Origin of the sequence: Phaeobacter cretensis, assembly GCF_047372505.1 — a bacterium.
GTDB lineage: Bacteria > Pseudomonadota > Alphaproteobacteria > Rhodobacterales > Rhodobacteraceae > Phaeobacter > Phaeobacter cretensis.
This window is the reverse complement of the sequence record NZ_JBKBEU010000001.1, coordinates 164931-176940: the sequence shown is the minus strand read 5'-3', so window position 1 is coordinate 176940 and position 12010 is coordinate 164931. Positions and strand designations below refer to the sequence as shown.

The window sequence follows — 12010 nt, the reverse complement described above, 5'->3', positions numbered from 1 at the left end:
AGCGGTCTGAGTTCCTCTGCGGCTTCGTATTGGCTTCTGAAGTAAAGATAACAGCTCCGCGCCCGGTCATTTGATCGGGCGCGGTGTTGTCTTTTTCTGGTGTGCCGACACGGCGCAAACGGTCTGTCACACCGAGGAGGGCTGTTTTTGGGGTTGGGCCGGTTTTTGCATGGCAGATATGCGGATGCACTGTATGATTGCAGTGCAATCAGAAATAGTTTACCGCTAAACTAGTTTTTGATCCAGTTTGGCGAGGAACCACCATGGCCGCAGAAACCTATGACGTTATTGTAATCGGAGCAGGGCCGGGGGGCTATGTTGCCGCAATCCGCGCCGCACAGCTGGGGCTGAAAACCTGCATTGTCGAACGCGAGCACATGGGTGGCATTTGTCTGAACTGGGGCTGCATCCCGACGAAGGCGTTGCTGCGGTCCTCTGAAGTGTTCCATCTGATGGAGCGAGCCAAAGATTTTGGTCTGAAAGCGGACAATATCGGCTATGATCTGGATGCTGTGGTGAAACGCTCGCGCGGGGTGGCGAAACAGCTGTCCTCGGGCATCGGCCATCTGATGAAGAAGAACAAGATTGCCGTGGTCATGGGCGCGGCGACGATCCCTGCCAAGGGCAAGGTCTCTGTCAAAACCGACAAAGGCACCCAAGAGCTGCTGGGTAAGAACATCGTGTTGGCCACTGGCGCACGTGCCCGTGAGCTGCCGGGCTTGGAGGCGGATGGCGATCTGGTGTGGACATATAAGCACGCGCTGGATCCTGTACGGATGCCGAAGAAATTGCTGGTTATTGGATCAGGTGCAATCGGCATTGAATTTGCCAGCTTTTACAACACACTGGGCGCCGATACGACTGTGGTCGAGGTGATGGACCGGGTGTTGCCAGTGGAAGATGCTGAGATTTCGGCCTTCGCCAAGAAAGCTTTTGTCAAACAAGGCATGAAGATCATGGAAAAAGCCATGGTCAAGCAGCTGGATCGCGGCAATGGCAAAGTGACGGCGCATATTGAAACCGGTGGCAAAGTAGAAAAGCAAGAGTTCGACACCGTGATCTCTGCTGTTGGGATTGTGGGCAATGTTGAGGGGCTTGGTCTTGAGGGGCTCGGCGTCAAGGTTGATCGCACTCATGTTGTGACGGATGAATACTGTCGCACAGGCGTTGACGGGTTGTATGCGATTGGCGATATCGCTGGCGCACCCTGGCTGGCACATAAAGCATCACATGAAGGCGTGATGGTTGCCGAGCTGATCGCGGGCAAACATGCTCATCCGGTAAAGCCCGAAAGCATTGCAGGCTGCACCTATTGCCATCCGCAGGTTGCTTCTGTTGGCTATTCCGAGGCCAAGGCCAAAGAGCTGGGCTATGATATCAAGGTCGGTCGCTTCCCTTTCATTGGCAACGGCAAGGCGATTGCGCTGGGAGAGGCTGAGGGCATGGTGAAAACCATATTCGACGCCAAAACCGGCGAGTTGCTGGGGGCGCATATGGTGGGTGCGGAGGTGACTGAGATGATCCAAGGCTATGTGGTCGGGCGTCAGCTGGAAACCACCGAAGAAGATCTGATGAATACTGTCTTCCCGCATCCGACATTGTCAGAAATGATGCATGAATCGGTGCTCGACGCCTTTGATCGGGTCATACATATGTAAGCTGGTCCTTAGACCAACGAAGCCATAGTGAGATTTAATGCCCGAGGCAAAGCTTCGGGCGTTTTTACGTTTTGTGTTTGGCCTCTATCTGGTGCTTTTGAGCGCTACGCTGTATGCCCAATATTTCGGCCAGTATCGGCGGATCCCTTGCGCGATGCGCATCGAAAATCGAGGACAGCCCCATGAGCACATCCGCTATCCGTGCACCGCAGACACGTTGGAGTGTGGTCATGATCATCTGGGCTGCTGGTCTTGGGGCCGCTGCACAATACGGTAAGATCAGCGTTATCTTTGATCAGCTGGGGCTGCTCTATCCCGGTGCAGGGGCCTCACTTAGCCTGACGGTGACGATGGTTGGAGTGCTGGGTATTCTGCTGGGCGTGGTTGCGGGCGGGTTTGTGGCGTCATTCGGGTATCGCCGTAGTTTGGTCTGGGCGTTATGGATTGGCGCGGCGATGTCAGCGCTGCAGGCGCTGCATCTGCCCTACGCAGTATTTCTGGCGACCAGGCTGGTGGAAGGGCTGTCGCATCTGGGCATTGTGGTTGCTGCGCCAACGTTGATCCCGCAAATCTGTAGTCCGCGCCATCGTGGCACCGCGATGTCTATTTGGAGTACGTTCTTCGGCGTGTCCTTTGCATTACTGGTCTGGTTTGGCCTGCCACTGGTCGCGGGGTTTGGTCTGCTGTCATTGTTTGCAGCCCATGCTGTGTTCATGGCAGTGTTGGCACTGGCGTTGGGGTGGGTTCTCAAATCGGTTGATGTTCCGCCACGGTTGCCATTGCCGCGCCTTGCGGAGTTGCCTGCCTTGCATATGGCGATCTATCGCTCACCGCAGAAAGTGGCGCCAGCGGCGGGCTGGCTGTTTTATACCACCTGTTTTGTTGCGATTCTGACGGTATTACCACCGCATCTGGATCCTGCGGTACGAGTCAGCGTAATTAGCGCAATGCCTTTGGTCAGCATCGTCATTTCGATGACATTGGGCGTCTGGCTACTGCGCAGAATGCCAGCGGTCGTGGTTGTGCAGGCAGGGTTCCTTCTGGCGGCTGCTGCAGCTGTCTGGATGTTGCTGATGTCCGGCTTGCCACTGGCCTGTTTGGCGCTGGCAGTGGCTTTTGGTCTGGTGCAAGGGGCCAGCTTTGCTTCTGTGCCTCAGCTGAACGCCGAAGCGTCTGAACAGGCGCAATCCAATGGCGCAATGAGCCAGGCCGGCAACATGGGGAATGCTATCGGGACACCGCTGATGGTGCTGGCGGTCACCCTTGCCGGATACGTCGGTATGATGCTTGTCGCATTGATATTGTTCCTGGGCGGCTTTGCTGTTCACATGATCCTGGCACGGCGGCGGGTGCAAACTGACGCAATCTGATCTTGTTCGCCGTCTGTTCTCATTTTTCTATTGGAGACTCACTGAGCAATCCCTATCTGTAGGGTCGGACACCCCCTATAGGCGTGGGCGGCGTTGAATCTGGGGGCAGTATGGCTGAGTTGAAATCGATCGAAGTGCGCGGCGCGCGCGAGCATAATCTGAAAAACATCGACGTGGACATCCCGCGCGATCAGCTGGTCGTGATTACCGGCCTGTCCGGTTCTGGTAAATCGAGCCTTGCCTTTGACACCATCTATGCCGAAGGTCAGCGCCGCTATGTCGAAAGCCTGTCGGCCTATGCCCGGCAGTTCCTCGATATGATGGAAAAACCGGATGTAGATCACATCAGTGGTCTGTCGCCTGCAATTTCGATTGAACAGAAAACCACCTCGAAAAACCCACGATCCACCGTTGGTACCGTCACAGAGATCTACGATTATCTGCGTCTGCTGTTTGCACGGGCAGGTACGCCCTATTCTCCTGCGACCGGCATGCCGATTGAGGCGCAACAGGTGCAGGATATGGTCGACCGGGTGATGACCCTGGAAGAGGGCGTTCGCGGCTATCTGCTGGCGCCCATCGTGCGTGATCGTAAGGGGGAGTACCGCAAGGAATTCCTGGAACTGCGCAAGCAAGGTTTCCAACGCGTGAAGGTTGACGGAGAGTTCTACGAACTGGACGAGCCACCGACGCTGGATAAGAAATTTCGTCATGACATTGATGTGGTGGTGGACCGCCTTGTTGTGCGCGAGGGGCTGGAAACCCGATTGGCTGACAGCCTGCGAACCGCACTGGATTTGGCAGACGGCATCGCTATTCTGGAAACAGCGCCTCGTGCCGCCGAGGGCGAAGAGGCACCGGAACCGGAACGGATCACGTTCTCAGAGAATTTTGCCTGCCCGGTCAGTGGGTTCACCATTCCCGAGATTGAACCACGGCTGTTTTCCTTTAACGCGCCGTTTGGAGCCTGCCCGGAATGTGACGGGTTGGGGGTTGAGCTGTTTTTCGATGAACGGCTTGTGGTGCCGGATCAAAACCTGAAGATCTATGACGGTGCACTGGCGCCATGGCGGAAAGGAAAATCGCCCTATTTTCTGCAGACCATCGAAGCGATCGCGAAACACTATCAGTTCGACAAAAACACCAAGTGGAAAGATCTGCCGAAGACCGTACAGCAGGTCTTCCTGCATGGCTCAGGTGAAGAGGAAATCAAGTTCCGCTATGATGAAGGCGGCCGCGTCTATGAGGTGACCCGCGTTTTTGAAGGGGTCATTCCGAATATGGAGCGGCGCTACCGGGAGACCGATTCCAACTGGATCCGTGAAGAATTCGAGCGGTATCAGAACAACCGCTCGTGCGGTGCTTGTGACGGCTATCGTCTGCGCGAAGAGGCGCTGGCGGTCAAAATTGGCCCTGCCGGAGGCTCACCAGACCAGCTGTTGCATGTGGGGCAGGTTGTTCAGATGTCGATCCGTGAAGCTCTGGCCTGGATTGAGGACGTGCCGAACCAACTGTCGCGGCAGAAACAGGAAATTGCCCGCGCGATTGTAAAAGAAATTCGCGAGCGCCTCGGCTTCCTCAACAACGTTGGTCTGGAGTATCTAACCCTGAGCCGAAATGCGGGCACATTGTCCGGCGGTGAAAGTCAGCGGATCCGTCTCGCGTCACAGATTGGTTCCGGGCTTACAGGCGTCCTGTATGTTCTGGACGAACCCTCCATCGGGCTGCACCAGCGCGACAACGATCGCCTGCTGGAAACGCTGAAAAACCTGCGAGATCAGGGCAATACAGTGATCGTGGTGGAACACGACGAAGATGCAATCCGCGAGGCGGATTATGTCTTTGATATTGGTCCGGGGGCTGGGGTGCACGGTGGGCAGGTGGTCAGTCATGGAACACCGGATGTGGTCGCCGCTGATGAAGGATCGATCACCGGGCAGTATCTGTCCGGAACCCGCGAGATCGCTATCCCGTCGACACGACGCAAGGGCAATGGCAAATCTTTGAAGGTGGTCAAGGCGACCGGCAACAACCTCAAGAATGTGACCGCGGAATTCCCGCTGGGTAAGTTTGTCTGCGTATCTGGGGTGTCTGGCGGTGGCAAATCCACGCTGACAATTGAAACTCTGTTCAAGACCGCCTCGATGCGGCTGAATGGGGCGCGCCAGACGCCTGCGCCCTGCGAAACGATCAAGGGGCTGGAATTTCTGGACAAGGTCATCGACATTGACCAGCGCCCGATTGGCAGGACGCCACGGTCCAACCCGGCCACTTATACCGGCGCGTTTACTCCGATCCGTGAATGGTTTGCGGGTCTGCCGGAGGCAAAGACACGAGGGTATAAGCCAGGGCGGTTTTCGTTCAATGTGAAGGGCGGGCGCTGCGAGGCCTGTCAGGGCGATGGTGTTATCAAGATTGAGATGCACTTCCTGCCGGATGTCTATGTTGAGTGTGAAACCTGCAAAGGCGCGCGATACAACCGCGAGACGCTGGAAATCCAGTTCAAAGGTAAGAGCATTGCCGATGTGCTGGATATGACGGTCGAGGATGCTCAGCAGTTTTTCCAGGCGGTGCCCACGATCCGTGACAAGATGGATGCGCTGATGCGGGTGGGCCTTGGCTATATCAAGGTAGGACAGCAGGCCACGACCCTGTCGGGCGGCGAAGCACAGCGGGTCAAGCTCTCGAAGGAGCTGTCCAAACGCTCAACCGGGCGCACATTGTATATCCTTGATGAGCCAACCACGGGTTTGCACTTTGAAGATGTGCGTAAGCTGTTGGAAGTGCTACATGAGCTGGTGGATCAGGGCAATTCCGTCGTGGTGATTGAGCATAATCTCGATGTAATCAAAACCGCTGACTGGATCATCGATATCGGTCCGGAAGGGGGCGACGGTGGCGGACAAATCGTGGCTGCGGGTACGCCGGAAAAGGTCGCGGCAACCGAGGGTAGCCATACAGGCCGCTATCTCAAGGAAATGCTAGACGCGCGGAGCCTGGCTGCAGAGTGATCTGCAAGACTAAATAGGCACCGCACGCACCACTACGAATACCTTCTTGGCGAGTATCCCTATAACAACGCGGCGCCGCCGACATTCTGTCAGCGGCGCGTTCCACAGAGAGCTGGATTGGGGACCATTCGGATCCCTACGGGAGGGAATAATTGCCTGCATACGAGGATAAGCAGGCGACAATAGCCGCAAACCAAAGTGGCTTAATCCAATGGGCGTGGAATCCGTTTTTGGAAGGTTAAACAAAACCGTGTGGTCAATAACAATTACAGATACCGGATGAGGGCCGATTTCGTTTGTTGCGTATTTGAAGTGGACATCTTTTTTATCGTATTTCCTTTTTTTGTTGTCTTGGGTGTTGGTGGCGTTGTTAATGAGGTGCTGAACGTGATGCTACTATGCTGTAGCCCAAATTTCATAAGAAAAGCGAGCGATATGAGGCATGTAACCTTGTCGGATTAGTTGTGGCGTTGATTAATATGATATTGCCATGTGGTCCATTATTCGTCTAGGAAAATGTTAATATTTGAAAACGTGTTAAATCTAAAATTTAATATTTATTAATGTATCTCTCTGCCGGGTTAGTTGCTCTTTCAATAAATTTTCGCAGCGTTTTAGACCGATGAACGGCGGGTCGGAAGAACCAGAGCACAATAAATACTCCTTGTCTTCGCTCAAGGAATACAAAACGCCGCGCCCTTTTAATAAGGCGCGGCGTTTTGATCTAAGTTGAAACCAGCTGATACATGGAGCGGTATTATCGGATTGGCCGGTCCACTCAGTCGTGGCGACTACGTGCCTCAAACCGGGGCAGCATGGCGCTGAAATCTTTTCCGCTGCCGCCCTCTTCTTCAACAAACATGGAATAGAGGGCCTGTGCCAGCGCACCCATTGGCGTGTCGGCATCGGCACTGTGGGCCGCCTGTTGCGCCAGACGCAGGTCCTTCAGCATCAGTTCCGCTGCAAAGCCGGGTGTATAGTCGTTATCGGCAGGGGATTGCGGGCCAACACCGGGGGCAGGGCAATATGCGTTCATCGACCAGCTGTAACCTGAGGAAGTGGAGACGACGTCGAACATCTTCTGGCGGTCTAGTCCCAGTTTATCAGCTAATGCAAAGGCTTCGCAGGTGCCGATCATGGTAATGCCGAGGATCATATTATTGCATATCTTGGCCGCCTGACCCGCGCCCGCGTCTCCGCAATGTACAGCCTTCTGGCCCATAACCTCAAACAAAGGTTCCGCAGCGGCGAATGCCTCGACAGACCCGCCAGCCATGAAGGTGAGCGTACCGCCGGAGGCACCGCCAATTCCGCCTGACACTGGTGCATCAACGAACATAAGATCTGCGGCACCTGCCTGTTGTGCGACGCTGCGCGCGCTGTCGACATCAACGGTAGAGCAATCCACCAGTGTCGCCCCGTTCTGCATGGCTGGGATCAGCTGGTTGGCAACGGCACGCAGGATCTCGCCATTGGGCAGCATGGTGATGACAACCTCGGCCTCCGCGGCGGCCTCTGCCGCGGAGGCCGTCATTGTGACGCCGTCAATCGCAACATCGGCCATATCAAAGCCAATGACGCTATGACCTGCTTTGGCCAGATTGGCGGCCATAGGGCCACCCATATTGCCGAGGCCGATAAATCCGATCTTCATGTCTTGCTCTCCTCAAACTGCAGGGTGTCAGCGCCCAATGGTATCAACAACTGGCTGACGGCGGTGGCCGGGACATCACGATCTGCATGTTGCCATTTCGGCTCGCGATCCTTGTCGATGATCTGGGCACGTACGCCTTCAAGAAAGTCGCTGTGCTCCATCGAGCGATGGGTGAAACGGTACTCCAGTTCCAACGCCTTGCGAATGCTCATGGTGCTGGTGCGCAAACGGTGCAACATCTCAACTGTGCAGGCCATGGACAGTGGTGAATTGTACCCCATGGTTTTCAGGGTTACAGCGGCAAAATCGCTGTCATCGTGTTCCAGAACGTTCAGGATGTCACCCAGCGTTTCACCACCGAAATTGCGGTCAATTTCGGGGCTCATGGCTTCCAGTGTACCTGCGGGGGCTGTCTCTGCGGCGTTCTCCAGAAGATCAGTGCGGCCTGTTTCCTGCAGTTGCGCGATAAGGTCAGGCCAGCGGTTTTCGGGGATGAAGTGATCGGCGAACCCTGCGTGGATCGCATCCGCGGCCGTCATTCGAGCTCCAGTCAAGCCGAGGTACTCTCCCAAGCGTCCCGGTGCTAGTGCGAGCATTAGCGTGCCACCCACATCAGGGATAAGGCCGATGCCCACCTCGGGCATGGAAATTCGGCTGCTGTCGCCTACGATGCGATGGGTTCCGTGACAGCCGATGCCGACGCCGCCGCCCATGATAAACCCTTGCAGAAAACTGACTACGGGTTTGGGATATTCAAACAACCGCGCATTCATCTGGTATTCATCGCGCCAGAACCGGCGGCCATAGTCGTAGTCACCGTTTGTACCGGTCCGATATAGTTCGGCAATATCGCCCCCGGCGCAGAAGGCTTTTTCGCCCTCTGCATCTAGCACGACCAGATCCACGGCATCGTCAGTCGCCCATGCTTTGAGCGCCGTATCTATGGCAAGACACATCTCATAACTAAGCGCGTTCAGTGCCTTGGCGCGCGTCAGAGTGATCCGTCCCGCGCGACCAGAAATGCGAATATTGATATCGCTCATGTCCGTCCCAATCCTGTCAATGTCAGTGGTTTTCTGCCAGCAGATGCCGTGCGGTGATCACGCGCATGATCTCATTCGTGCCTTCGAGGATCTGATGAACCCGCAGGTCACGGACCAGTTTTTCGATGCCATAGTCCGCCAAATACCCATAACCGCCGTGCAGCTGGAGGCATTGGTCAACCACTTTTGAGCCTGCCTCCGTGACGAATTTTTTAGCCATGGCACAATGCTTGGAGGCATCAGGCGCGCCTTGATCCAGTTTCCACGCTGCCTGACGCAGAAAGACCCGCGCTGCTTGCAGTTCGATCTCCATATCGGCGATGCGGAATTGCAGCCCCTGGAACTGATCGATGGATTTGCCGAATGCCTGACGCTCGGACATGTATTGCAAGGTCATTGTTAGCGCTTGCTGTGCTGCACCAAGTGAGCAAGACGCGATATTGAGCCGCCCGCCATCCAGCCCTTTCATGGCGTATTTGAAACCGCTGCCCTCTTCTCCGACCAAATTGCCTGCCGGTATTTTACAATCATCAAACTGGACCTGAGCGGTGGGTTGGCTTTTCCAGCCCATCTTTTCTTCCAGACCGCCAAAGCTGAGGCCGACAGTGCCATCCTCGACGTAGACAGTTGAAACGCCTTTGGGGCCATCTTCACCAGTGCGCACCATGCAAACGTAGGCATCGGAGTAGCCGCCCCCGGAAATGAAAGCTTTGGTGCCGTTCAGCGTGTAGCCTTCATTTGTTTTGGCAGCGCGGGTCTTAAGAGCCGCGGCATCAGAACCGGAGCCGGGTTCAGTCAGACAGTAACTGAGTACGGTTTTCATGGAGAGCACATTGGGCATGATGCGGGCTTTCATGTCGTCACTTGCAAAGCTATCGAGCATTTTTGCGCACATATTGTGGATCGACAGGAAGGCCGCAACCGAAGGGCACGCCATCGACAGCGCTTCAAACACCAATGTTGCATCGAGCCGTGAGAGCCCCGCGCCGCCGGTTTCTTCCGATACATATAGGGATCCAAAACCCAGTTTGCCGATTTGCGGCCAGAGCGATTTTGGGATGGTGCCTTCAGCCTCCCATTCGCGGGCGAAGGGGGCGATATGCTCCTGTCCAAAGGCATGTGCCATATCGAAAATGGCGGTCTGTTCCTCGGTCAATGCGAAATCCACAGCGTGTCCTCCCTCGTGTGAACGCAGCCCGGCCCGGATCTGACCTGCCAGGTCGTCATGAATTGAACGGTTGTTTAGTTATCTAACGACCAAATGGCAGCAGAACAAGCCGCAGCGATGCAAAGCTGCTGTGCATAATTATAGGTTCATGACTGTTCAGGAAGGGCGTGTTGAGGCATTGCTGCAAGAGCGAAACTACGGCGTCGCAGTGAACCGTTTCTTAGGCATTTTCGTTCAAACTAGACGAAATTTGTAAAAACCATGGCGCATTCCCAGCCATGGCCTGATCAGTTGAGGGCAGAACGTCGATGAATAAGCCATTGCGCAAAAAGAACCTTTCAAAGACATCAAGACGTGGAGAGCAGAAGAAAGCGGTGTCACCGCTCGAGATTCTCCTGCGGGCTTCGGTTCAGGCCATTGCTGAGGGCGATACGGAAAGCGCGCGTGGCCACCTCTCCAACGCAATTATCATAAACCCAAACGACTCGTATTTGCATGGTCAGATGGCAGCTCTGCTCATTGAAGAAGAAGAATATGACAAGGCTCTGTTAAGCTTGATGCAAGCGCTGAAGCTGGAACCCGGTAACCCGAAATGGTTTACTTCCATCGGTACTTTGCTGCTGCAGGCAGGCCGCCCCAGTGATGCGGTTGGTTTCTTTGAGGCTGTCTATCAGTTGGACCCCGAGAACACGTTGAATGTCGTGCGGATGCTGCACACACAGATGGATGAATGCAATTGGGTTGCACATCAGGATCGTAAGAACAAGTTGCGTATTATGGACAACGCGCCGGCCTTAGGTGACAGATTTCCAACGCTTCTTTATGTGGACGATGCGGGATTTCAAAAGAAGCGCGCGGTTGCGAAGGCGAAAAATGATGCCTCCCTCATCCGAGCGGAAAACACGTTCAATCGCACGCCTGCGAAGGATCGCAAAATTCGCATTGGTTATTTCTCCAGTGACTTCTACCACCACGCGACCATGTTCCTGATGGTGCGCCACTTCGAGCTCCACGATTGCGACAACTTTGAAATCTTCATCTATGATTATAGCGTCAAACCTGCCGATGAGACGCGCCAAAGGGTGATGGATGCCGTTGATTGCTATCGGTCTGTAACAGACATGAAGGATGCTGACATCGCTGCGCTTGCCCGTGAAGATGGTATTGATATTGCCATTGATATGAAGGGATTTACAAATGGAGGGAGGCTGCCGCTCTTTGCCTTTCGTGCAGCGCCCGTGCAGGTTTCCTATCTGGGCTACCCAAGTACCACAGGCATGCGGACAATGGACTACTTTCTCGCGGATCCGATAACTGTTCCTAAGGATCTCCGACGGCATTTTTCTGAGAAGATCCTTTATATGCCAAACTGTTACCAGGTGAACGATAATACCCGCGAACATCCTGTTCTTAGGCCGACGCGTGCCGAGGTTGGATTGCCGGAGAATGCAGTGGTGTTCTCTAGCTTTAACAACCCGAACAAGGTCACTCCGGTAGAATTTGATATCTGGATGGACCTGCTGAAAGAGGTTGATGAGAGCGTGCTCTGGTTCTTGGCGCCTAGTGAACAGGTTAAGACCAATATCCGTAAGGAGGCAGAGACGCGTGGGGTGCCTGCCAATCGGATCGTTTTCGCTGACCGATGCACCACAGATGAACACCTGGCGCGTCTACCGCTCGCCGATATCTTTCTTGATACCTTTATCTGTAACGCTCACACGACCGCGAGTGAGGTGCTCTGGTCTGGGGTGCCGGTAGTTACGATGCCTGGACAGCAATTTGCCGCCCGGGTCGCCGCGAGCATCGTTACCGCCGCGGGTTGCCCAGAGCTGGCGGTAGAGACAACTGAGGACTATCGCAACCTTGCTCTGCGGTTGGCTACCACCCCGGAAGAACGCCAGGCGCTGCGCGAAAAGCTAATGGTAAACATCCGAACGACGCCGCTTTATGATACCGAGCAATATGTCCGTGATTTCGAGGCCCTGATGGCGAAGGCGATCCAGCGCTACGATGACGGTCTGAAGCCAGACCATTTGGGGCTTACGGAGGGAAAGGTCTAGTCAGAAGATCTGCTCCAACCGGCACCTTGCACAAACTCCTTGCTGT

General features: G+C 54.9%; 7 protein-coding genes. 4 read left to right on the top strand and 3 right to left on the bottom strand.

What is annotated here, in order from left to right; genetic code table 11:
* Positions 1–263 precede the first annotated feature (263 nt).
* From lpdA to uvrA, 3 genes are all read left to right on the top strand, one after another.
* Entirely contained in the window at positions 264–1658 is a 1395-nt protein-coding gene (gene lpdA / locus ACEWZM_RS00840) for a dihydrolipoyl dehydrogenase (RefSeq protein ID WP_414004639.1), read from the top strand.
* A gap of 182 nt (positions 1659–1840) precedes the next feature.
* Positions 1841–3028, top strand: coding sequence for an MFS transporter (locus ACEWZM_RS00835; protein WP_414004638.1), 1188 nt, complete (start codon positions 1841–1843; stop codon positions 3026–3028).
* Between the two features lie 110 nt (positions 3029–3138).
* On the top strand, positions 3139–6039 hold the full coding sequence (gene uvrA / locus ACEWZM_RS00830) for an excinuclease ABC subunit UvrA (protein ID WP_414004637.1): 2901 nt from the start codon (positions 3139–3141) through the stop codon (positions 6037–6039).
* Positions 6040–6817: 778 nt separating this feature from the next.
* Here uvrA and mmsB read toward each other — a convergent pair.
* Genes mmsB through ACEWZM_RS00815 form a run of 3 tightly spaced genes read right to left on the bottom strand, consistent with a single transcriptional unit; the run spans position 6818 to position 9904 of the window.
* The gene (gene mmsB, locus ACEWZM_RS00825) at positions 6818–7693 is read right to left on the bottom strand and encodes a 3-hydroxyisobutyrate dehydrogenase (protein WP_414004636.1); all 876 of its coding nucleotides are present in this window, start codon (positions 7691–7693) and stop codon (positions 6818–6820) included.
* Positions 7690–8736: an enoyl-CoA hydratase/isomerase family protein gene (locus ACEWZM_RS00820; RefSeq protein ID WP_414004635.1), complete on the bottom strand. Its 1047-nt coding sequence runs from the start codon at positions 8734–8736 to the stop codon at positions 7690–7692. The genes mmsB and ACEWZM_RS00820 overlap by 4 nt, the downstream gene beginning before the upstream one ends.
* A gap of 22 nt (positions 8737–8758) precedes the next feature.
* Complete coding sequence (locus tag ACEWZM_RS00815; RefSeq protein WP_414004634.1) at positions 8759–9904, bottom strand: acyl-CoA dehydrogenase family protein; 1146 nt, start codon at positions 9902–9904, stop codon at positions 8759–8761.
* Between the two features lie 308 nt (positions 9905–10212).
* Between ACEWZM_RS00815 and ACEWZM_RS00810 the strand changes: the two genes are divergently transcribed.
* Positions 10213–11964, top strand: coding sequence for an O-linked N-acetylglucosamine transferase, SPINDLY family protein (locus tag ACEWZM_RS00810; protein WP_414004633.1), 1752 nt, complete (start codon positions 10213–10215; stop codon positions 11962–11964).
* Positions 11965–12010 lie beyond the last annotated feature (46 nt).

Excerpts from the sequence above, each read along its gene's own strand:
- lpdA (WP_414004639.1), top strand. The coding sequence starts at position 264 with ATGGCCGCAGAAACCTATGACGTTATTGTAATCGGAGCAGGGCCGGGG.
- ACEWZM_RS00835 (WP_414004638.1), top strand. The coding sequence starts at position 1,841 with ATGAGCACATCCGCTATCCGTGCACCGCAGACACGTTGGAGTGTGGTC.
- uvrA (WP_414004637.1), top strand. The coding sequence starts at position 3,139 with ATGGCTGAGTTGAAATCGATCGAAGTGCGCGGCGCGCGCGAGCATAAT.
- mmsB (WP_414004636.1), bottom strand. The coding sequence starts at position 7,693 with ATGAAGATCGGATTTATCGGCCTCGGCAATATGGGTGGCCCTATGGCC.
- ACEWZM_RS00820 (WP_414004635.1), bottom strand. The coding sequence starts at position 8,736 with ATGAGCGATATCAATATTCGCATTTCTGGTCGCGCGGGACGGATCACT.
- ACEWZM_RS00810 (WP_414004633.1), top strand. The coding sequence starts at position 10,213 with ATGAATAAGCCATTGCGCAAAAAGAACCTTTCAAAGACATCAAGACGT.